Raw genomic sequence first — 21,550 nt, forward strand, 5'->3', positions numbered from 1 at the left:
CCCTCGCGCCGGGACTGCGCCGGGACCGCGCCGGTTTCAGACGCCGCCGGTGTGGACCTGGAAGGCGGCGCGGCGCATCGCCTTGGCCAGGGCGGGGTCGGGGTGGGCGGCGGCGAGGGCCACGAGCACCTGCACGGTGCGCGGGTGCCCGACGGCGCGGACCTCGTCCAGCAGCCGGGGCACGGTGGTGCGCACGGCCGAGTCGAGGTGGCGGGCCAGCAGCTCCGCCTCGCCGTGGTCGGCGATGGCGGCCGCGGTGTCGACCCACAGCCAGGTCGACTCCTCCCGGGTGAGCACTTCCTGGGCCTCGTCCGGGTCGACCCCGTCGTGCTCGGCGAGCCAGAGCAGGGCGTAGGGGCGCAGCGCGGGCTCGCGGACCGCGGCGCGGACCTCGGGCTCGGCGGGGGCGCCGACCACGCGCAGCGCCTCGAAGGCCAGGCCGCGCAGCAGCGCGTCCTCGCCGCGGGCGGCGTGCAGCAGCTCGCTGACGGCGTGTCCGACGGGCCGGGCGGCGAGCCAGGCCTGGTATTCGGCGCGGGCCGGGCCGGGCGTGAGCCGGGCACAGCCGTGCAGCATGGCCGCGGCGGACTGCTCGATGTTCCCGGCGGTGCTCTGGGCGGCCACGCAGATCTGTTCCAGCTTGACCCAGACCGCCCAGCTGCCGAGCGGGGTGAGCGCGGCCATCGCGGGGCCCAGCGTGACGGCGTCCACGGCGGCCAGGCCGCCCAGCGCCCAGCGCAGCAGGCGGGCGAGCGGGACGGGCCGGTCGGCGGCGCGCGCGGGGGCGGCGGCGCTCGGGCCGCCGAGGCCGGCGGCGCCCGCCCCGGAGGCGGCGTCGTAGGGCACTTCGCAGCGCTCGTCGCGCAGTTCGACGACGCGCTGGCCGAGCAGGTCCAGCAGGGCGGGGACGGTCACGGGTCCGGCGGAGAGCTGGAGGAGGGAGAGGACCTGGGGCATCGACTCGACCACTTCGGCGACGGCCGAGGGGGCGATGTCGGCCGGGGCCGGGTGGACGAGCGACCAGGCGTCGAAGAGGGCGACCCAGCCGCGCAGGACGGCCGTGTCGTCGCGGTCCCAGGCGCGCAGGCGCCAGCCGGGGCGGGCGTGTCCGCCGTGCACCTCGACGAGTCCGGCGAGCCGGGCGCGGTCCCAGCCCACCTGGATCTGGCCGTGCGTCAGACCCAGCTGCCGGGCGGCCCGTTCGACGTCGGCGGCGGGCAGTGCGCCCGCCGGGGCGGGCCGGGACCCGTCCGCGACGCCGAGGTGGTGCTCGGCCCAGCGGGCCAGGCGCACGGCGTCCGCCAGGGAGGCGCGGGCCCGGTTCGCGAGGTCGGGCGCGGCGGGGGTACCGGCGGGCGGGCGGGGGGCCGGCCGGGTGCTCCGGTCCGTCACCGCCTTGCGGGCCGTGGCGACGGAGCGCGGAGAGACGAGTCGGAGTCTGGAGTCGCGAGCCAACTGCTCATCAGGCTTTCGGGACGTCACGGAAGCAGTCTCGCCCGTCACGGCCCGAAAGCCCAAACGGAACCGGCCGTTACCGCCGGACACCGAGGGGTCATACCGGGGCAAAGCCGCCTTCGCGCCACGGTGGCTACATCAGCGGGGTCAGGAACCGGCGCAGGCCCTCCTCGTACTCCGCGGGATCCGCGTTCCACATCGCGCCGTGCGGGGCGTCCCGGACGGTCCGCAGGGTGACGAGGTCCGGGCGCGCGGCGGCGAGGCGGCGCGAGGGCTCCCAGGGCGCGAGGGTGTCCTCGGGCCCGTGGAAGATCAGTACGGGCATCCGCAGTGCCGCCGGGTCGGCGCCCGGCGGCCGCCGGCCGGCCCGCAGCCCGGTGCGCCCCTCGGCGGCCCGCACGGCGAGCGGGAGGACCGCGGCCGGGGTCCCGCGGGCGGCGGCGAGGCGCTCCAGGGTGGTGCGCCAGTCCAGCACCGGGGAGTCCAGGATCAGCCCGGAGATCCGGTCGGCGAGGGCGGAGCGCTCGGCCGCGAGCAGGGCCATGGTGGCGCCGGTGGACCACCCGTACAGGACGACCCGGCGGGCGCCGAAGCGCAGGGCGTAGCGGATCGCCGCGTCCAGGTCGCGCCACTCCGACGCGCCGAGGTGGCCGACGCCGTCCGGCGGGACGGGGGCTCCGAGGTCGCCGCGGTAGGCGAGGTCGAGGACCGGCAGCCGGTGGCGGTGCAGGAAGGGCATGACCACCATGGGGTGTTCGCGGGTGCCGCCGAGCCCGTGCGCGGTGATCACCCAGGTGTCGCGGGCGCCGGGCACGAACCAGGCGGGCAGGGCGCCCAGCTCCCCGGGGACGTCCACGTCGGCGTGGTCGAGGCCGAGGGCGGCGCGCGGGTTGCCGGCGTGGATCTGCGGGGTGAGCAGGACCCGGGTGCCGGGGGCGAGGGAGCCGTGGGTGACCCCGACCAGGCGCCGGACGACGGTGTCCGGGTCGTGCGGGGCGTCGGGCAGGACGGCCCCGACGACCGCGTGCACACCGGGCGCGGCCAGGCCGTACGTACCGGGCCACAGGGAGGCGAGGGACCGGGTCAGGGCGACGCGGTCCGCGGTGGCGGAGTGGACGACGAGCTTCGGTCCGCCGGGCAGCGGGCGGCCGGGTTCGGTCCGCAGGGCGGCGTCGGCGGCGTACCGGCCGGCGGCGACGGCGGCCACCCCGGCGGCAGCGGCCAGTCCGGCGGCGGTGAGGGCGGCGGTGACGGCCGCTGCCGTCGTGGTTGCGGGGGGCACCGCTCCAGTGTCGGCCGGGGCGGCGGGCCCGGCCAGTGGAGGCGGTCGTTCCGGTGACCGGGGACGCGCGCCGGGCGGGCGTGATCCGGGTCTCACCCGGGGTCCCGGACGCACGCGACGGCGGGGTGGGAGACCCCCGGTCGGCCGGGGGTCCATCCAGCCCCTGACGTGCGTAAACAGGTGCATCAGCGGTCCAATGGGGACGAGCGCGGCGAACCGTCCCCGGATCGGTACACCGCTCCGCCCGGTCCAGTTCATCTTCCGTTCACTCAGGTTGCCTACGGTCGGCGAGCCACTGACGTCAAACAGAAGCCTGGGTAAATGGAGCACATAACGCTTCTCCTCGGGATCGTGATCATTACCGCTCTCGTGTTCGACTTCACGAACGGTTTCCACGACACGGCCAACGCGATGGCCACCACCATCTCGACCGGCGCACTCAAGCCCAAGACGGCGGTGGCCATGTCCGCCGTGCTGAACCTCGTCGGCGCGTTCATGTCCGTGGAGGTCGCCAAGACGATCTCCAAGGGCCTGGTCAACGAGCAAGGCATCCAGCCGGAGGTCATCTTCGCCGCGCTGGTCGGCGCCATCCTCTGGAACCTCGTCACCTGGCTGGTCGGCCTGCCGTCCAGTTCCTCGCACGCCCTGATGGGCGGCCTGGTCGGTGCGGCCGTCGCCTCCGCCGGTCTCGGCGCCGTCAACGGCGGCACGCTCGTCACCAAGGTGCTGCTCCCCGCGGTCGCCGCGCCCATCGTGGCCGGAGTGGCCGCGATGCTGGCCTCGCGGCTCACCTACAAGGTGGGCAAGAACGTCGACGAGAAGACCTCGGCCAAGGGCTACAAGGCCGGTCAGATCGCCTCGGCCGGACTCGTCTCCCTGGCGCACGGCACCAACGACGCGCAGAAGACCATGGGCATCATCACCCTGGCGCTGGTCGCCGGCGGTGCGCTCGCCCCCGGCTCCAACCCGCCGGTCTGGGTCATCTTCTCGGCCGGCATGGCGATCGCGATGGGCACCTACCTGGGCGGCTGGCGCATCATCCGCACCATGGGCAGCGGCCTGACCGACCTCCAGCCGCAGCAGGGCTTCGCCGCCCAGACCTCGGCCGCCAGCGTCATCCTGGCCTCCTCCAGCCTCGGCTTCTCCCTCTCCACCACCCACGCCTGCTCCGGCGCGGTCATGGGTGCGGGCCTGGGCCGCAAGGGCGGCGTGGTCCGCTGGTCCACCGCCAGCCGGATGTTCATCGCCTGGGGCCTGACCCTGCCGGCCGCCGCCCTGGTGTCCGCGGGCGCCGAGCTCGTCATGCGGACCGGTGACGTCGGCGTGGCCGCCGTCGCGCTCTTCCTCGTCGGCTCCTGCGTCGCCATCTGGCTCGTCTCGCGCCGCCAGGTCGTCGACCACACCAACGTGAACGGCACGCCGGACGCCCCGGCCGAGGCTCCCGGCGTGGTCACCACCGCGATCGCCGCCGTCGTCGTTCCGCCGCTCGCGGGCACCACCGCCGCGGTCACGGACGAGGCCTTCAAGGCGACCATCCCCACCCCGGCACCGGCCGCTCCCCCGGCCCCGGCGGCTCCCGCCGCCGCGGTCTGACCCACAGAGGAATCGGCAGTATGAAGATCGACTGGGCAGCACTCGGCTCCGTGTTCGGCGTCAGCCTCTCCGCCACCGTCGCCCTCGTGACCCTGTTCACCCTGGGCATCGTGGGCCTGTCGAAGCACGAGGCCGCGACCGGCCGGGGCGGCGCCGCCCACCTGGCACGCACCGGCGCCTACGCCTGCTTCTCGCTCTGCGCGGTGGCCGTCGGCTACGCGATCTACCTGATCGTCAGCTGACGCCGCGCGGCCACCCCCGCGCGTCCCACCCGCCCCAGCACGTCCGAAAGCTCCCTCCGGCCCACCGCCGGGGGGAGCTTTCGCAGGTCAACGGCAAGTTGACGGGCGTTCGCGGGGCGTGGTGGACTGCCGGAGCCAACACGGCGGCATGAAGAGGAAGTCCGGTGCGAATCCGGCGCGGTCCCGCCACTGTCACCGAGGAGCCGACGGCTCCCCGGAAGCCAGGAACTCTCGCCACCGGACACGTCGAACCAGGGCGCGGACCCTGAGTGAGGACCTACCTGCCACATGCGTGCCGATCGCGTTTTCGCGTACGGCGCGACGGCCGGCCTGATCGGCGACCGGATCCTCGGTGATCCGCGCCGCGGGCATCCCGTCGCCGCCTTCGGGCGGACCGCCGCCACCGTCGAACGGGCCCTGTGGGGCCACAGCCGGGCCCGGGGCGCCCTGCACGCCCTGGTGTGCGCGGGGGGCGCGGCCGCCGTCGGCGCGCTCGGCGCCCGCGCCGTGCGCTCCCGGCCCGCCGCCGCCCGCATCGCCCTGACCGCCGCCGCCACCTGGGCGGTGGTGGGCGGCACCTCGCTGGGCCGCGAAGCCCGGGCCATCGGGGGCGCCCTGGCCGCCGGGGACACCGAGGTGGCCCGGGAGCGGCTGCCGCACCTGTGCGGACGCGACCCGCAGGCCCTGGACGAGCAGCAGATCGCCCGCGCCGTCGTGGAGTCCGTCGCCGAGAACACCTCGGACGCCGTCGTCGGCGCGCTGGTCTGGGGCGCCCTGGCGGGGGTGCCCGGGTTGCTGTTCTTCCGCGCCGTGAACACCCTGGACGCGATGGTCGGCCACCGCTCCCCGCGCTACCTGCGCTACGGCTGGGCCTCGGCCCGGCTCGACGACGTCGCGGGCTGGCCGGGCGCCCGGCTGACCGCGCTGGCCGCCGTGGCGGCCGGACCCGACCGGCGGGGCGCCGTACGGGCCTGGCGCGCGGACGCCGCCGCCCACCCCAGCCCGAACGCCGGCCCGGTGGAGGCCTCCTTCGCGGGCGCGCTCGGGGTCCGCCTCGGCGGGACCCTGGCGTACGCGGGGCGCGTGGAGCACCGGGCGGTGCTGAACGGGGCGGCGGGCCGTCCGGTCGACGCCCCGGACATCGAGCGCGCCGTACGGCTCTCGCGCCGGGTCACCTGGATCTCCCTCGGGGCATGCGTGGCCCTGCGGTCGCTGGTGTCGTCACTGCGCGCGTCACGCCGCGCATCCGGTCGTACGACGAAGGGAAGCGCATGAGCGGCGCACGGCGCGGCGGCGGACTCCTGGTCGCCGGCACCACCTCCGACGCGGGCAAGAGCGTGGTCACCGCGGGCATCTGCCGCTGGCTGGCCCGCCAGGGCGTGAAGGTGGCGCCCTTCAAGGCACAGAACATGTCGCTGAACTCCTTCGTCACCCTGGAGGGCGCCGAGATCGGCCGCGCCCAGGCGATGCAGGCCCAGGCGGCGCGGGTCGAACCCACCGCGCTGATGAACCCGGTGCTGCTGAAACCCGGCAGCGACCGCAGCAGCCAGGTCGTGCTGCTGGGCAAGCCGGTGGGTGAGATGAGTGCGCGCGGCTATCACGGGGGGAGGCAGGAGCAGTTGCTCGGCATCGTCACGGACTGCCTGGAGCAGCTGCGGGGCACGTATGACGCCGTGATCTGCGAGGGGGCGGGCAGTCCGGCCGAGATCAACCTGCGGCGCACGGACATCGTGAACATGGGGATCGCGCGGGCCGCGCGCTTCCCGGTGGTCGTGGTCGGCGACATCGACCGCGGCGGGGTCTTCGCCTCCTTCTTCGGTACGACGGCCCTGCTGTCGCCCGAGGACCAGTCGCTGATCGCGGGGTACCTGGTCAACAAGTTCCGCGGGGACGTGTCCCTGCTGGAGCCGGGCATGGAGATGCTGCGCGGGCTGACCGGGCGGGCGACCTACGGGGTGCTGCCCTTCCGGCACGGGCTCGGCATCGACGAGGAGGACGGCCTGCGGGTCTCGCTGCGCGGCGCCGTACGGGAGTCCGTGGTCGCCCCGCCGGTCGGCGAGGACGTGCTGCGGATCGCGGTGTGCGCGGTCCCGCTGATGTCGAACTTCACGGACGTGGACGCGCTGGCCGCCGAACCGGGCGTCGTGGTGCGGTTCGTGGACCGGGCCGAGGAACTGGCCGACGCCGACCTGGTCGTCGTCCCCGGCACCCGGGGCACCGTGAAGGCGCTGGCCTGGCTGCGCGAGCGCGGGCTCGCCGACGCGCTGGCCCGCCGGGCCGCCGAGGGGCGTCCGGTGCTGGGCGTCTGCGGTGGCTTCCAGGTGCTGGGCGAGTCCATCGAGGACGAGGTCGAGTCCCGGGCCGGGGTCGTCGAGGGGCTCGGGCTGCTGCCCGTGCGGGTCCGCTTCGAGCGGGAGAAGACCCTCGCGCGGCCGAGCGGGAGCGCGCTGGGCGAGAGCGTCCAGGGGTACGAGATCCACCACGGCGTCGCCGATGTGCGGGGCGGCACCCCCTTCCTGGACGGGTGCCGGGTCGGTGAGGTGTGGGGCACCCACTGGCACGGGTCACTGGAGAGCGATGGCTTCCGGCGGGCCTTCCTGCGGGAGGTCGCGCGGGCCGCCGGCCGCCGGTTCGTTCCGGCCCCGGACACGTCGTTCGGCTCCCTGCGGGAGGAGCAGCTGGATCTGCTCGGCGATCTGATCGAGGAGCACGCCGATACCGATGCGCTGCTGCGGTTGATCGAGTCCGGCGCCCCGGCGGGGCTCCCGTTCCTGCCGCCGGGCGCGCCGTGACGGCGCCCCGGGCCCTGCGGGGCTCTCCCCCACCCCGCCCCTTCCCGAAACCGGGCTCCGCCCGGACCCGGTCCTCAAACGCCGGACGGGCTGACACCCTCCGGCCCCGCCCGCGATTGAGGCGCGGGGTCCGGGGCGGAGCCCCGGGTACGGTCCGCACCTTCGAAGGAGTGAGCAACACGTGAGCACCCCCTACCCGTTCACCGCACTGGTCGGTCAAACCGACCTGCGCCTCGCGCTGCTGCTCAACGCGGTGAGCCCCGCGGTCGGCGGCGTGCTCGTGCGCGGCGAGAAGGGGACGGCCAAGTCCACCGCCGTCCGCGCGCTGTCGACGCTGCTGCCGCACGTGGACGTCGTCCCCGGCTGCCGGTTCAGCTGCGCGCCCACCGCGCCGGATCCGGCCTGCCCCGACGGCCCGCACGAGCCCGGCCCGGCCGCCGCGCGCCCCGCGCGGATGGTCGAGCTGCCCGTCGGCGCCTCCGAGGATCGGCTCGTCGGCGCGCTGGACATCGAACGGGCCCTGTCCGAGGGCGTGAAGGCCTTCGAACCGGGCCTGCTGGCCGACGCGCACCGCGGGATCCTCTACGTCGACGAGGTCAACCTGCTGCACGACCACCTCATCGACCTGCTCCTCGACGCCGCCGCGATGGGCGCCTCCTACGTCGAGCGCGAGGGCGTCTCCGTACGGCACGCCGCCCGCTTCCTGCTGGTCGGCACGATGAACCCGGAGGAGGGTGAGCTACGGCCGCAGCTGCTGGACCGGTTCGGGCTGACCGTCGAGGTCGCCGCCTCCCGGGAGCCCGCGCAGCGCGTCGAGGTGGTGCGCCGCCGGCTCGCGTACGAGGACGACTCCGCGGGCTTCGCCGCGCGCTGGGCCGGTGACGAGGCGGACGTACGGGCCCGGGTGATCGCGGCCCGGGCGCTGCTGGGCCGGGTGGTGCTCGGGGACGGCGCGCTGATGCAGATCGCGGCGACCTGCGCCGCCTTCGAAGTCGACGGGATGCGGGCCGACATCGTGATGGCGCGCACCGCCACCGCGCTGGCGGCCTGGGCCGGGCGCACCGACGTGCGCAAGGAGGACGTGCGCCAGGCCGCGCTGCTGGCGCTGCCGCACCGGCGGCGGCGCAACCCCTTCGACGCGCCGGGGCTGGACGAGGACAAGCTGGACGAGATCCTCGACGGGTTCCCGGACGAGGAGCCCGAGCCCGAGCCCGGCCCGGAGCCGGAGCCGGAGGGTCCGGACGACGGCGGACCGGAGGGCGGCCCCGGGGACGGCCCCGACGGAGACCCCGACGGCGGCCCGGACGGCGGCGGGCTGCCGCCGCAGGGCCACGGGCAGGACCCGGCGCCGCAGACCGGACCGGCGGACGCGCCGGAGGCGGACGGACCGGCCGGTCCCGCGGAGCCGGAAGGGGCCCCCGAGCCCGCCCCGGCCCGCGCCGACGCGGCCGAAGGACCCACCCAGGCGGCCGTGCGCGCCGCCGACCCCTTCCGGACCAAGATGCTCAGCGTCCCGGGGCTCGGCGAGGGCGCGTCCGGGCGGCGCTCGCGGGCCCGTACCGCGCACGGGCGCACGACCGGCGCGCAACGCCCCCGGGGCCAGCTGACCAAGCTGCACCTCGCGGCGACCGTCCAGGCGGCCGCCCCGCACCAGCTGGCCCGCGGGCGCAGCGGCCGCGGCCTGGTCGTGCGCAAGGACGACCTGCGCCAGGCGACGCGCGAGGGCCGCGAGGGCAACCTCGTGCTCTTCGTCGTCGACGCCTCGGGATCGATGGCGGCCCGCAAGCGGATGGGCGCGGTCAAGGGCGCGGTCCTGTCGCTGCTGCTGGACGCCTACCAGCGGCGCGACAAGGTCGGCCTGATCACCTTCCGCGGCGCCGGCGCCGAGCTGGCGCTGCCGCCCACCTCGTCGGTGGACGCGGCGGCGGCCCGGCTGGAGCAGCTGCCGACCGGCGGGCGCACCCCGCTGGCGGCGGGGCTGCTCAAGGCCCACGAGGTGCTGCGCGTGGAGCGGCTGCGCGACCCGTCGCGCCGCCCGCTGCTGGTGGTCGTCACCGACGGGCGCGCCACCTCGGCGGGTCCGGCGGGCGGTGACGCCCGGGCGCTCGCGCGCCGGGCCGCGCTGCTGCTCCAGGGCGAGCACGTCGCCTCGGTGGTCGTGGACTGCGAGGCGGGTCCGGTCCGGCTGGGGCTGGCCGGATTGCTGGCCGCCGACCTGGGCGGCCCCGCGGTGACCCTCGACGGGCTGCGGGCCGACTCGCTGGCCGGGCTCGTGAAGAACGTACGTACCTCATCCCCGACCCACAGGAGGGCCGCTTAATGCCGCAGGGACAGCCGTCCGTCGTTCCCGACGACGGGCTCACGACGCGCCAGCGCCGCAACCGGCCGCTGGTCTTCGTCCACACCGGACCCGGCAAGGGCAAGTCGACGGCCGCCTTCGGGCTGGCGCTGCGCGCCTGGAACCAGGGCTGGCCGGTCGGGGTGTTCCAGTTCGTCAAGTCGGCGAAGTGGAAGGTCGGCGAGGAGAACGCCCTCAAGGCGCTCGGCGAGACGGGCAAGGGCGGTCCGGTCGTCTGGCACAAGATGGGCGAGGGCTGGTCCTGGGTCCAGCGCGACGCGCAGCTCGACAACGAGCAGGCGGCCAAGGAGGGTTGGGAGCAGGTCAAGCGCGACCTGGCCGCCGAGACGCACGCCCTGTACGTCCTGGACGAGTTCACCTACGCGCTGCACTGGGGCTGGATCGACGTGGACGAGGTGATCGAGGTGCTGCGCGGCCGTCCCGGAACCCAGCACGTGGTCATCACCGGCCGCAACGCCCCCGAGAAGCTGGTCGAGTTCGCGGACCTGGTCACCGAGATGACCAAGGTCAAGCACCCCATGGACACCGGCCAGAAGGGCCAGCGAGGCATCGAGTGGTGACGTCCGTGACCGTCCCGCGCCTGGTGATCGCCGCGCCGTCCTCCGGCAGCGGCAAGACCACCGTCGCGACGGGTCTGATGGCGGCCTTCACGGAGCGCGGCCTCGCCGTCTCCCCGCACAAGGCCGGGCCCGACTACATAGACCCGGGCTACCACGCGCTGGCCACCGGCCGGCCGGGGCGCAACCTGGACGCCTTCATGTCCGGCCCGGACCTGATCGGCCCGCTGTTCGCGCACGGCGCGGCCGGGTGCGACCTCGCCGTGGTCGAAGGCGTGATGGGCCTCTACGACGGGGCGGCCGGCCGCGGTGAGCTGGCCTCGACGGCGCAGGTCGCGAAGCTGCTGCGGGCTCCGGTGGTGCTGGTGGTGGACGCGTCCTCGCAGTCCCGGTCGGTGGCGGCGCTCGCGCACGGCTTCGCGTCCTTCGATCCGCAGGTGCGGATCGGGGGCGTGATCCTGAACAAGGTCGGCTCCGACCGGCACGAGGTGATGCTGCGGGAGGCGCTGGAGGAGGCCGGGATGCCGGTGCTCGGCGTGCTGCGCCGGGTGCCGCAGGTCGCGGCGCCCTCCCGGCACCTGGGGCTGGTCCCGGTCGCCGAGCGCCGGGCGGACGCGCTGGCCTCGGTGGCGGCGCTGGCCGAACAGGTGCGGGCGGGCTGCGATCTGGAGGCGCTGATGGCGCTGGCCCGGACCGCGCCGCCGCTGGACTGCGAAGCCTGGGCCCCGGAACAGGCCCTGTTCCGGGCGCCGGACGGGCTGGATCTTCCAGCCCCGCCGGCGTTCGAGGCGCGGGGTCCGGGGCGGAGCCCCGGCGGCGGCGCCGTACCCGTCGTCGCCGTCGCGGGCGGGCCCGCCTTCACCTTCTCCTACGCCGAGCACGGGGAGCTGCTGAGCGCCGCCGGGGCGCGGGTCGTCACCTTCGACCCGCTGCGGGACGAGGCGCTGCCCGAGGGCACCGCCGGGCTGGTCATCGGCGGCGGGTTCCCCGAGATGTACGCGCCCGAGCTCTCGGCCAACGCACCGCTGCGCGCGGCGGTGGCCGCCTTCGCCGCGTCGGGGGCGCCGGTCGCCGCCGAGTGCGCGGGGCTGCTCTACCTGGCGGGTTCGCTGGACGGCAAGCCGATGTGCGGGGTGCTGGACGCCGACGCGCGGATGTCGGACCGGCTCACCCTGGGCTACCGGGAGGCGGTGGCGGTCTCCGACAGCCCGCTGGCGCGGGCGGGGACCAGGCTGCGCGGTCACGAGTTCCACCGCACGGTGATCGAGCCCGGGGCGGGGACCGGCGACGGCGCCGGGGCGGGCGCCGCGCCCGCGTGGGGCTTCACCCGTCCCGAGCGCCGGGTCGAGGGCTTCGTCCTGGGCTCCGTACACGCCAGTTACCTGCACACCCACTGGGCCGCGGAGCCGTCGGTGGCGTGGCGCTTCGTCGCCGCGGCGCGCGCGGCCGCCGTGCGCGCGGGGGCGCCGGCGGGGGCAGCGGAGGTCCCGTGAGGTCAGTCCGCGAGGCCCACGAGCAGCCAGATGCCCGCGACCCCGCCCACCGTGCACATCAGCGTGGACAGGGCGGGGTGGCGGTGGTGCGCCTCGGGCAGGATCTCGGCCGACGCGAGGTAGAGCAGGATGCCGGCGAAGAAGCCGAGGTATCCCCCCAGCGGTTCCTCCGGAAGGGTGAACAGCAGGGTGGACGCCGCTCCGGCGACGGGGGCCACGGCGTCCGCGAAGAGCATCATCAGGGCCTTGCGGCGGGCGTTCCCGTACAGGCTGGTGAGGGTGTAGGTGTTGAACCCGTCGGCGAAGTCGTGGGTGATGACGGCCAGCGCGACGGCCACCCCCATCCCGCCGCCGACCTGGAAGGCGGCCCCCAGCGCGACCCCGTCGGCGAGGCTGTGGCCGACCATCGCGCCCGCCGCCGTCAGGCCGACCTGGGGCACCCTGGCCCCGTGCTCGCCGTGCCCGGAGCCGTTCGCGCCGCCGTGCGAGGCCTGGCGGACCGCCAGGGCCCGCTCCACCACGTGCGCGACGAGGAACCCGGCCACGAAGAGCAGCAGGGCGAGCGGGACGCCGAACACCTCGTCCCCGGCCGCCCGCATCGCCTCCGGCAGCAGGTCCAGGCCCACGACGCCGAGCATCAGCCCGCCCGCCAGGCCCAGCACGAGGTGGCGGCGGTCGGTGACGCGTTGCGCCGTCCACCCGCCCGCCAGCGTCATCAGGAACGCGCCCAACGCCACGATCACGGCCATAGGCCCCTGGATACCGACTGCCGGCCCCGCGCGCACCTTCGCGCGCGGGGCGGCGGACGATGCGAAGTTGACGGCTGACGATGTCGAGGGAGCGAGGGTCACCGGTGGGCGAGCAGGGCGGTTACAGCGGGTACGAGCGGGTGGTCGTCGGGGTCGGCGGCCGTTCGGGGGTCTCGGCGGCGGAGGTGTGCGCCCTGGTCGAGGAGACGCTGCGGGACGCGGGGCTGGCCGTGGCGGCGCTCACCGCGCTGGCCACGGTGGAGTCGAAGTCGGCCGAGGCCGGGATCTCGGGCGCGGCCGAGCGCTTCGGCGTGCCGCTGCTGACCTACGGGCCCGGGGAGCTGGAGCGGATCGCGGTCCCGCATCCGAGCGAGGCCGCCCGGGCGGCGGCCGGCACGCCCTCGGTGGCGGAGGCGGCGGCGCTGGCGGCGGGCGGCGAGCTGCTCGTCCCCAAGCGGAAGTCGGCGGCGGCCACCTGCGCGGTGGCCCGGGCCGAGGCGCACGACCTGCGCCACCACGGGGACGCGGAGCTGGTGGACGCGCCGGGGCGGCTGGTCGACCTGGCCGTCAACGTACGGTCCGGCACACCCCCGGCCTGGCTGAAGGAGCGGATCGCCGCCTCGCTGGACACGCTGTCGGCCTATCCGGACGGGCGGGCGGCGCGCGCGGCGGTGGCCGCGCGCCACGGGCTGCCCGTGGAGCGCGTCCTGCTGACGGCCGGGGCGGCGGAGGCGTTCGTCCTGATCGCCCGGGCGCTGGGCGCCGTACGGCCGGTGGTGGTGCACCCGCAGTTCACCGAGCCGGAGGCGGCGCTGCGCGACGCCGGGCACCGGGTGGAGCGGGTGCTGCTGCGGCCCGAGGACGGCTTCCGGCTGGATCCGGCCGCGATACCCGAGGACGCGGACCTCGTGGTCATCGGCAATCCGACCAACCCGACGTCGGTGCTGCACCCCGCGACGGGGCTGGCCGCGCTGGCCCGGCCGGGGCGGACGCTGGTGGTCGACGAGGCCTTCATGGACGCGGTGCCGGGGGAACGCGAGGCGCTGGCCGGCCGGACGGACGTGCCCGGGCTGGTGGTGCTGCGCAGTCTGACCAAGACGTGGGGGCTGGCCGGGCTGCGGATCGGGTACGTGCTGGCCGAGCCCGCGGTGATCGCCGCGCTGTCGGCCGCGCAGCCGCTGTGGCCGGTGTCGAGCCCGGCGCTCGCGGCGGCCGAGGCGTGCGTGGGCCCGGCGGCACTGGCGGAGGCGGAGGCCGCCGCGCGGCAGATCGAGGTGGACCGGACCCACCTGCTGGCCGGGCTGGCCGAATTCGACGAGGTCACGGTGGCGGGAGAGGCGGCGGGCCCGTTCGTCCTGATCCGGGTGGACCGGGCGCCGGAGGTACGGGACCGGCTGCGGGCCCTCGGCTTCGCCGTCCGGCGCGGGGACACCTTCCCCGGGCTGGACCGGTCCTGGCTCCGGCTGGCGGTGCGCGACCGCGCGACGACGGGGCGGCTGCTCCAGGCGCTGGACCACGCGCTGACGCTGACGTCGTCCTGACCGCGGGGCGGCCGGTGATCGCCTCGCCCGCCGCGAACGACCGTGCGAGAGTGTTCGGACACGAAGCGTGGCCGGAACGGGCCGGTGCGCGAGGCTCCGGGGGAACACCAGGATGAGGACATCCGTCAGGATCGCGGTGGGCGCGGCGGGGCTGGCCCTCGTCGCGGGCGGCGTCCACGCCGTGCCGAGGCTGCTCGACGGCGGCGCCCCGGCGGCCGGGCAGCGGCTGGCCGCCGACGCGCCCGAGCCGGGCGGGACGGGCGGGACCGGCGCGGCGACGGGCGGGGCGGCCACCCCTTCGGACGCCCGGCCCTTCACCCTCGTCGGGACGGGCGACATCATCCCGTACCCCTCGATCATCGAGCGCTCGGCGCTGGACGCGGGCGGCGACGGCGGCCACGACTTCCGCAAGATACTCGCGGGCGTCAAGCCCGTGGTGAGCGCCGCGGACGTGGCGATCTGCCACCACGAGATACCGTACGGGGAGCCGGGCGGCCCCTTCACCGGCTACCCCGCCTTCAAGGCACCGCACGAACTGGCCGACGCCCTGAAGGACACCGGGTACGACAGCTGCTCGACGGCGTCGAACCACACCCTGGACGCCGGTTACCCCGGCCTCGCCCGGACGCTCGACCACCTCGACCGGGTCGGTCTGGGCCACACCGGCTCGGCCCGCAGCGCGGCCGAGGCCAAGACCCCGGCGCTGCTGAGCGCGGGCGGCGCGAAGATCGCCCAGCTGTCGTACACCTACGGCACGAACGGCATCCCGGTCCCCGAGGGCAAGCCCTGGTCGGTGAACCTGATTGACCAGGGGCGGATCCTGGCCGACGCCCGGGCGGCGCGGGCGGCGGGCGCCGACGTGGTGGTCCTCAGCGTGCACTGGGGCACCGAGTGGCAGACCGCGCCCGACGCCCAGCAGCTGGAGCTGGCGCGGGCGCTCACCGCGTCCCGCACGGACGGGCAGCCGGACATCGACCTGATCCTCGGCACCCACAACCACGTGCCGCAGCCGTACGAGAAGATCAACGGCACCTGGGTGGTGTACGGGATGGGCGACCAGGTCGCCAGCTTCGTGCCGCCGGAGATGAAGCGCGGCAACATGGGCTCGATCCCGCGCTTCACCTTCTCCCCGTCGGCCTCCCGGCCGGGCCGCTGGGAGGTGACCAAGGCCGAATTCCTCACCCAGTACTCGGACATGGACGCGCCGTTCCGCGTGGTGTGTGCCTCCTGCGCCGCCTCGGACACCGGGCTCGGCGCCGGCAAGCGGGCGGAGTACGCCGCCGTCGACCGGCAGGTGACGGAGGCGGTGCTCTCGCGCAAGGCGGCCGAGCAGGGGCTGACGCACGCCACCCGCTAGCGTTGTGGCCGGGGTCGGGACCGCTACTGGGTCCGGCCGCGGCCCCGGCCGCGGGTCACCACGAGGGCGGCGACGCCCGCCCCCAGCAGGAGCAGCGCGCCGCCCGCCACGTACGGGGTGACCGAACCGGCCCCGGTCTCGGCGAGGCTGGCCCCGCCGCCCTGCGACCGGGGCTTGACGTCGGCCACCGCGGCGGGCTTCACGGCAGAGGGCGGCGCCGCGGACGGGGCGACGGAGGGCACGATGCCGCCCGCCCGCTCGCAGTGCGCTTCGGCCAGGACCACCTCGCCGGTCACCTGGGCGACGTTCAGGTTGCCCGGGTTCAGCGACACCGTGAGCCGCAGGGCTGCCGCGGCGGCGGTGGTCGAGGTGGTCCGCGTACTGGACAGCTCCAGGCCGACCTCGCCCACGCCGGGGACGGCGACGCGGGTCGGGCCGCCCGCGGACAGGGTGATCTTCTTGCCGAGCGCGGTCACCGTGCCGAGCACGTTCGAGGTGGCCACCGGCGCCCTGCCGGGCTCGCACACGGCCTTCGAGGTGACCTTGTCGACCTCGATCAGGGAGAGCGCGGGCAGCCCGGGAACGTGCACCTTGGCGTGCACGAGGTTGGCCTCGGCCCGGGCGCCGGTCTTGTCCGCGGTCGCCTTCGAGGTGGCGGCGTCGGCGCGCAGGACGCTCACCGGCTGCCCCTGCTCCACCCCGTCGAGGGTGACGGTCAGGGCGGTCTTCGCGGCGTCGGCGGGGGCGCCGACCTCGTTCAGGGTGGCGGTCAGCGGGATGTCGACGGCCTTGTTGAGCAGGCCCACGTCGAGCCCGGTGCGCAGGACGACGGCTCCCGACGTGCCGACGGCGCCCGCGCCGCCCTTCGTCGCGGTGCCGGAGCCGCCCGTGGCGTGGGCGGCGGGGGCGGTGAGCAGGGCGACCGCGCCCGCGGCGAGCAGGACGGCCGCGGGCATGCGGAAGGTGTTGCTGTTCACGGTGGTGGAACCTCCGGGGAGGTGGATGCCGTCGCGTCGCCCATGGGGGACATCGCGCGCCGACGGCCTGGACCCCGGAATCTTTACGCACGGAGAGTGAACAGGCGGCCACCTGACGTGAGTTCACCCCAAAGGGTGGTTTCCACGCAGATATTCGAATCAGGGGGCACAGGAGTGCGCCACAGTCCCGCACCCCACACGTTTCGGCCACTCCCAACGACCGGGCACCGGTCGGCGTCACGCACCGGTCAACCCGGCGCCCTCAGCCGCGGATCCGCCCCGCCAGCACCACCCGGCGCGGGTCGGCCAGGACGGACACGTCCGCGCGCGGGTCCTCCCCGTAGACCACGAGGTCCGCCGGAGCGCCCTCCTCCAGTCCGGGCCGGCCCAGCCATGCGCGCGCTCCCCACGCCGTCGCGGAGAGCGCGGCCGATGCCGGGATGCCGGCCTTCACCAGCTCGGCGACCTCCGCGGCGACCAGCCCGTGGGGCAGCGAACCGCCCGCGTCCGTCCCGACGTACACCGGCACGCCCGCGTCGTACGCCGCGCGCACCGTGTCGTAGCGCCGCTCGTGCAGCCGCCGCAAGTGGGACGACCAGCGCGGGAACTTGGCCTCGCCGCCCGAGGCCAGCCGGGGGAACGTCGCGATGTTCACCAGCGTCGGGACGATCGCGACCCCGCGCTCGGCGAAGAGCGGGATGGTGTCCTCGGTCAGGCCGGTGGCGTGTTCCACGCAGTCGATGCCCGCCTCGACGAGGTCGCGCAGCGAGTCCTCGGCGAAGCAGTGGGCGGTCACCCGGGCGCCCAGCCGGTGCGCCTCGGCGATCGCCGCCTCCACCTCGGCGCGCGGCCAGCAGGCCGTCAGGTCACCCACCTCGCGGTCGATCCAGTCACCGACCAGCTTCACCCAGCCGTCGCCGCGCCGCGCCTCGCGGCCGACGTACGCGACGAGGTCGGCGGGCTCGATCTCGTGGGCGTAGTTGCGGATGTAGCGCCGGGTCCGGGCGATGTGCCGGCCGGCCCGGATCACCTTGGGCAGGTCGTCGCGCGCGTCGATCCAGCGGGTGTCGGAGGGGGATCCGGCGTCCCGGAGCAGCAGGGCGCCCGCGTCCCGGTCCGTCAGCGCCTGCTTCTCGCTCGTCGCGTCGTCCACCGGACCGTGGGCGTCGAGCCCCACGTGGCAGTGCGCGTCCACCAGCCCCGGCAGCACCCAGCCGCTCACGGTGGTCACCTCGTGCGCACCGGCCCCGGCGCGCGGGCGCTCGTACGAAATCCGGCCACCGACGACCCACAACTCGTCGCGGACCTCGTCCGGCCCGACGAGCACCCGCCCCTTCACGTGCAGCACATCGCTCATGGCGGCACTGTAGCCACCCGCTCGGTACGCTCTGCCGGTAACCTCGGACGAAGAGAGCACCCCCGTGACCAGCACCGCGCCCCACCCCCTCCTTGACCTGCCGCCGCTGACGGCGGAGCGCTTCGCGTCGATCGAACGAGGGGTCGCGGAGCTCCTCTCCACCCGCCAGGACGTGGTGATCACCCAGGGCGAGGCGCTGCTCCCGCTGGAGGGCTGCATCCGCTCGGGCGCGCGGCCCGGTTCGACGGCGCTGAACATCGTGACGGGGCCGTACGGGACCACCTTCGGCAACTGGCTGCGCGACTGCGGCGCGACCGTGGTGGACCTGACGGTGCCGTTCGACACGGCCGTGAGCGCGGCGCAGGTCGAACGCGCCCTCGCCGAACGGCCGGAGATCGACTTCGTCTCGCTGGTGCACGCGGAGGCGGCGACCGGGAACACCAACCCGGTCGCGGAGATCGGTGAGGTCGTCCGGGCGCACGGCGCGCTGTTCATGCTGGACGCGGTGGCCTCGGTGGGCGCGGAACCCCTGCTGCCGGACGCGTGGGGCGTGGACCTGTGCGTGATCGGGGCGCAGAAGGCGATGGGCGGACCGGCCGGGGTGTCGGCCGTGTCGGTCTCGGAGCGCGCGTGGGCCCGGTTCGCGGCGAACCCGTCGGCGCCGCGCCGCTCGTACCTCTCCCTCCTGGACTGGAAGGAGCGCTGGATCGACGGCGGCCGCACCACCTTGCTGCACGCTCCGGCCCAGCTGGAGATGCTCGCGCTGGAGGCGTGCCTGGCCCGGATCGCCGAGGAGGGCCCGGCGGCCGTGATGGCCCGCCACGCGGCCGCCGCGGCGGCGACCCGGGCGGGCGCGGCGGCGCTGGGGGTGGACCCGTACGTCGTCGACGCGGCGGACGCGGCCCCGGTGGCCACCACCTTGCGGGTGACGGGGGCCGCGTCGGTGGTCGCACGGGCCCTCGCCGCCGACCCCTCGGCCCCGCTGGCCGCGGGCGGCGGCGCGCTGGCCCAGGAGATGATCCGGGTGAACCACTTCGGCCCGGCCGCCGCGCTCCCCGCGGTGCACGCCTCGCTGACGGCCCTGGCCGCGGCCCTGTCCGTCCCGGCGGCTCCGGCCGTGGACGCGGCCACCGCGGCTTGGGGGCGCGCCGGGGCCGCCTGAGGCCGGGGGTCGGACGGGCAGCGGTCGGACGGGCAGGGCTCAGCCGGACAGGCTCAGCCGGACAGGGCGTCGAGGGCCCGGTCCACGTCCGCCTCCGTGGTGTAGAGGTGGAACGAGGCCCGCAGCGCGCCCGCGCGGGCGGCGGTGGGGATGCCCGCCGCGAGCAGCGCGGGCTGACGGTCGGCCAGGCCCGGGACGGAGACGATCGGGGCGCTGCCCGGGACGGGTTCGTGCCCCAGGCGCGCGAGCCCGGCCCGGAACCGGGCCGCCAGGGCGGTGTCGTGGGCGTGCACCGCCTCGATGCCGACCCGCTCCAGCAGGGCCAGCGACGGCTCGGCGGCGTGGTAGGCGAGGAAGGCCGGTGATTCGTCGAACCGGCGGGCGTCGTGGGCGAGTTCGGGCATCGGCCCGTAGAAGGACTCCCGCCCCGGGGTGGCCGCCACCCAGCCTGCGTGCAGCGGCACCAGCGTGTCCTGCGCCTCCTCGGAGACCGTCAGGTACGAGACCCCGCGCGAGGCGAGCAGCCACTTGAACCCGGCGGTCACGGTGTAGTCGTAGGGCGCCGCGTCGAAGGGCAGCCAGCCGACCGCCTGCGTCGCGTCCACCAGCATCCGCGCCCCGTACCCGGAGGCCGCCTCACGGATCGCCGCGAGGTCGGCCGGCCGGCCGTCCGCGGACTGTACGGCGCTCAGCGCGACCAGCGCGGTGCGCTCGCCGACGGCTTCGGCGACCGATTCCAGCGGGACGAACCGCAGCGTCAGGTCGCCCCGCACCACGAAGGGGTTCAGCACGGAGGCGAAGTCGTCCTCGACGCACAGGACTTCGGCCCCGGCGGGCAGGGCGGCGGCGATGAGCGCCACATGGGTGGACACCGCCGAGCCGACGGCCACGCGCGACGGCGCGACCCCGGCCAGCCGCGCGAAGCCCTCGCGCACCCGGCCCACGACGCCGAGGTCACCGAACCCGGCGGGATCCCCGGCCCCGGCGGCGTCGGCCAGGGCGTGCACGGCCGCGACGGCGGCGCGCGGGAGGATCCCGCAGGTGGCGGTGTTGAGGTAGGCGGTGGTGTGGCCGAACTCGGCCCGGACCGCGTCGGCGAGACCGGGTTCGGCGCGGCTCGGTTCGACCGGACTCGGTTCGGCACGACTCACGTCGGCACGGGGAAGATCCATGGTCCCCACTCTGCGGGAGCAACAGCCCCTCGTCCATGGCCGGTTCGGCCGAACGTGGCGGGATCCGGGGCCCGGCGCGGGCCCCCGGTTCTCAGCCCTGGCCCGGCACCGCGCACGCGCCGTCCGGCTCGCAGGCGTCCGCCGCGGCCGGGGCCGGTACGTCCTCGCGCCCGGCCCACGCCTGCTCCAGCGCCCGGGTGAACACCTCGGCCGGCTGTCCGCCGGAGATCCCGAAGCGGCGGTCCAGGACGAAGAACGGCACGGCGTTCGCGCCGAGTTCGGCCGCCTCGCGCTCGTCGGCGCGCACGGCGTCGGCGTAGGCGGTCGCGTCGGCGAGCACCGCGGCCGCCTCGCCCGCGTCCAGGCCCGCCTCGACGGCGAGCGCCAGCAGGGTCTCGGAGTCGAAGACGGACCGCTCCTCGGCGAAGTTCGCCCGGTAGGCGAGGTCGAGCAGCTCGTCCTGGCGGCCCTGGGCGGCGGCCAGGTGCAGGAGGCGGTGGATGTCGAAGGTGTTGCCGTGGTCGCGGCCCTCGGTGCGGTACTCCAGCCCCTCGGCGCGGGCGCTCGCCGCGACGTGCTCCTCCATGCCGCGCGCCTCCTCCAGGGTGCGGCCGTACTTCTTGGCCAGCATCTCCAGGACGGGTGCGACGCTCCCCTTGGCACGGTTCGGGTCGAGCTCGAAGGACCGGTGGACCACCTCGACCTCCTCGCGGTGCGCGAAGGCGGCCAGCCCCTTCTCGAAACGGGCCTTGCCTATGTAGCACCAGGGGCAGGCGATGTCGCTCCAGATCTCGACGCGCATGATCCTTCTTCTCTCCGGGTCCGGGTGGGCTCTGGGGGTGCGCAGGGGTCGCCTCCGCCGTCCCAGCGGCACAACGCCCACCCGGCGCCGCTCATTCCCCGGCGCACCGCCCCCCGGTGGCCCTCACTCCGCGCCGACCGTCAGCCAGAGCGTGTGGTGGGAGCCCGCCCGGGGGGTGCGCGGGTCGGGGCGCCAGCCGTGGGCGGCGTAGAAGGCCTGGGCGCGCAGGTTGTGTTCGTAGACCTCCAGCCGGACCCGGGGTATGCCCGCCCGGCGCCAGCGGTCGAGGCAGGCGGCGTGCAGGGCGGTGCCGGTGCCGCGCCGCCAGTGGCCGGGATCGACGTGCAGCTGGGTGAGCGTGGCCTCGCCGTCCACGGTGCGGAAGGCGGCGACTCCGGTCAGCTCGCCGTCCTGCTCGGCGCAGAGCACCGCGCTCGCGCCCTCGGCGCCGCCGTCTCCGCGGGCGACGGCCCGGGCCCAGCCCTCGCGGGTACGGGCCCGCTCGTCCTCGCCCGCGTAGGCGTCCGCGGGGATCCTGCCCCGGTAGTAGGTGGCGCGGGCGCGGGCGTGCAGGTCTGCGATCGCGTCGAGGTCGGCGGGGAGTGCGGTCCTGATCATGGGAGACAAGACGCGCCGGGACCCCCTCGGGTTCCCGGCGCG

17 protein-coding genes, 1 pseudogene and 1 riboswitch are annotated in these 21,550 nt (G+C 75.9%); of the genes and pseudogenes, 10 read left to right on the plus strand and 8 right to left on the minus strand.

What is annotated here, in order from left to right; translation table 11 throughout:
* Nucleotides 1-36: 36 nt before the first annotated feature.
* Nucleotides 37-1,482 (minus strand): hypothetical protein, encoded by a 1,446-nt coding sequence (locus AC0693_RS32535; protein ID WP_478803769.1) that lies wholly within the window; start codon nucleotides 1,480-1,482, stop codon nucleotides 37-39.
* Nucleotides 1,483-1,588: 106 nt separating this feature from the next.
* The gene (locus AC0693_RS32540; protein WP_478803770.1) at nucleotides 1,589-2,737 is read right to left on the minus strand and encodes an alpha/beta hydrolase family protein; all 1,149 of its coding nucleotides are present in this window, start codon (nucleotides 2,735-2,737) and stop codon (nucleotides 1,589-1,591) included.
* A gap of 321 nt (nucleotides 2,738-3,058) precedes the next feature.
* Between AC0693_RS32540 and AC0693_RS32545 the strand changes: the two genes are divergently transcribed.
* From AC0693_RS32545 to AC0693_RS32575, 7 genes and pseudogenes are all read left to right on the plus strand, one after another.
* Entirely contained in the window at nucleotides 3,059-4,330 is a 1,272-nt protein-coding gene (locus AC0693_RS32545; protein ID WP_356409134.1) for an inorganic phosphate transporter, read from the plus strand.
* A 20-nt stretch (nucleotides 4,331-4,350) separates the two neighbouring features.
* Nucleotides 4,351-4,572, plus strand: coding sequence for a hypothetical protein (locus AC0693_RS32550; RefSeq protein ID WP_356409137.1), 222 nt, complete (start codon nucleotides 4,351-4,353; stop codon nucleotides 4,570-4,572).
* A gap of 105 nt (nucleotides 4,573-4,677) precedes the next feature.
* Nucleotides 4,678-4,825, plus strand: a riboswitch (cobalamin riboswitch).
* 35 nt (nucleotides 4,826-4,860) lie between these two features.
* Complete coding sequence (locus AC0693_RS32555; RefSeq protein ID WP_469319283.1) at nucleotides 4,861-5,847, plus strand: cobalamin biosynthesis protein; 987 nt, start codon at nucleotides 4,861-4,863, stop codon at nucleotides 5,845-5,847.
* Nucleotides 5,844-7,484, plus strand: a pseudogene (locus AC0693_RS32560) (cobyric acid synthase). The gene AC0693_RS32555 and the pseudogene AC0693_RS32560 overlap by 4 nt, the downstream one beginning before the upstream one ends.
* Before the next feature lie 61 nt (nucleotides 7,485-7,545).
* Nucleotides 7,546-9,684 (plus strand): putative cobaltochelatase, encoded by a 2,139-nt coding sequence (locus AC0693_RS32565; RefSeq protein WP_478803771.1) that lies wholly within the window; start codon nucleotides 7,546-7,548, stop codon nucleotides 9,682-9,684.
* Entirely contained in the window at nucleotides 9,684-10,283 is a 600-nt protein-coding gene (gene cobO / locus AC0693_RS32570) for a cob(I)yrinic acid a,c-diamide adenosyltransferase (RefSeq protein ID WP_356409143.1), read from the plus strand. Before AC0693_RS32565 ends, cobO begins: the two co-directional genes overlap by 1 nt.
* Nucleotides 10,284-10,288: 5 nt before the next feature.
* Nucleotides 10,289-11,773 carry a cobyrinate a,c-diamide synthase gene (locus AC0693_RS32575; RefSeq protein ID WP_478803772.1) on the plus strand — a complete coding sequence of 495 codons (1,485 nt, stop codon included), beginning with the start codon at nucleotides 10,289-10,291 and terminating at the stop codon, nucleotides 11,771-11,773.
* A gap of 2 nt (nucleotides 11,774-11,775) precedes the next feature.
* On the opposite strand, the gene AC0693_RS32580 is transcribed toward AC0693_RS32575, so the two are convergent.
* Nucleotides 11,776-12,522: a ZIP family metal transporter gene (locus AC0693_RS32580; protein ID WP_356409149.1), complete on the minus strand. Its 747-nt coding sequence runs from the start codon at nucleotides 12,520-12,522 to the stop codon at nucleotides 11,776-11,778.
* An 80-nt stretch (nucleotides 12,523-12,602) separates the two neighbouring features.
* On the opposite strand from AC0693_RS32580, the gene cobC reads away from it, so the two are divergent.
* Entirely contained in the window at nucleotides 12,603-14,063 is a 1,461-nt protein-coding gene (gene cobC, locus AC0693_RS32585) for an Rv2231c family pyridoxal phosphate-dependent protein CobC (RefSeq protein ID WP_478803773.1), read from the plus strand.
* Between the two features lie 112 nt (nucleotides 14,064-14,175).
* Nucleotides 14,176-15,420 carry a CapA family protein gene (locus AC0693_RS32590; protein ID WP_478803774.1) on the plus strand — a complete coding sequence of 415 codons (1,245 nt, stop codon included), beginning with the start codon at nucleotides 14,176-14,178 and terminating at the stop codon, nucleotides 15,418-15,420.
* A gap of 23 nt (nucleotides 15,421-15,443) precedes the next feature.
* Here AC0693_RS32590 and AC0693_RS32595 read toward each other — a convergent pair whose 3' ends face one another.
* Both AC0693_RS32595 and AC0693_RS32600 read right to left on the minus strand, forming a co-directional pair.
* The gene (locus tag AC0693_RS32595; RefSeq protein ID WP_478803775.1) at nucleotides 15,444-16,397 is read right to left on the minus strand and encodes an SCO1860 family LAETG-anchored protein; all 954 of its coding nucleotides are present in this window, start codon (nucleotides 16,395-16,397) and stop codon (nucleotides 15,444-15,446) included.
* 262 nt (nucleotides 16,398-16,659) lie between these two features.
* The gene (locus AC0693_RS32600) at nucleotides 16,660-17,754 is read right to left on the minus strand and encodes an amidohydrolase family protein (protein WP_478803776.1); all 1,095 of its coding nucleotides are present in this window, start codon (nucleotides 17,752-17,754) and stop codon (nucleotides 16,660-16,662) included.
* 64 nt (nucleotides 17,755-17,818) lie between these two features.
* Between AC0693_RS32600 and AC0693_RS32605 the strand changes: the two genes are divergently transcribed.
* Nucleotides 17,819-18,916, plus strand: coding sequence for an aminotransferase class V-fold PLP-dependent enzyme (locus AC0693_RS32605; protein WP_469337721.1), 1,098 nt, complete (start codon nucleotides 17,819-17,821; stop codon nucleotides 18,914-18,916).
* 53 nt (nucleotides 18,917-18,969) lie between these two features.
* On the opposite strand, the gene AC0693_RS32610 is transcribed toward AC0693_RS32605, so the two are convergent.
* The 3 genes from AC0693_RS32610 to AC0693_RS32620 form a co-directional block, all read right to left on the minus strand.
* Complete coding sequence (locus tag AC0693_RS32610; RefSeq protein WP_478803777.1) at nucleotides 18,970-20,088, minus strand: aminotransferase class V-fold PLP-dependent enzyme; 1,119 nt, start codon at nucleotides 20,086-20,088, stop codon at nucleotides 18,970-18,972.
* A 91-nt stretch (nucleotides 20,089-20,179) separates the two neighbouring features.
* Nucleotides 20,180-20,890, minus strand: a complete 711-nt coding sequence (locus tag AC0693_RS32615; protein ID WP_478803778.1) for a DsbA family oxidoreductase — start codon at nucleotides 20,888-20,890, stop codon at nucleotides 20,180-20,182.
* A gap of 123 nt (nucleotides 20,891-21,013) precedes the next feature.
* Entirely contained in the window at nucleotides 21,014-21,508 is a 495-nt protein-coding gene (locus AC0693_RS32620) for an N-acetyltransferase family protein (RefSeq protein ID WP_478803779.1), read from the minus strand.
* Nucleotides 21,509-21,550: the final 42 nt, after the last annotated feature.

The sequence above is a fragment of the Streptomyces sp. NPDC043876 genome (genome assembly GCF_056435825.1).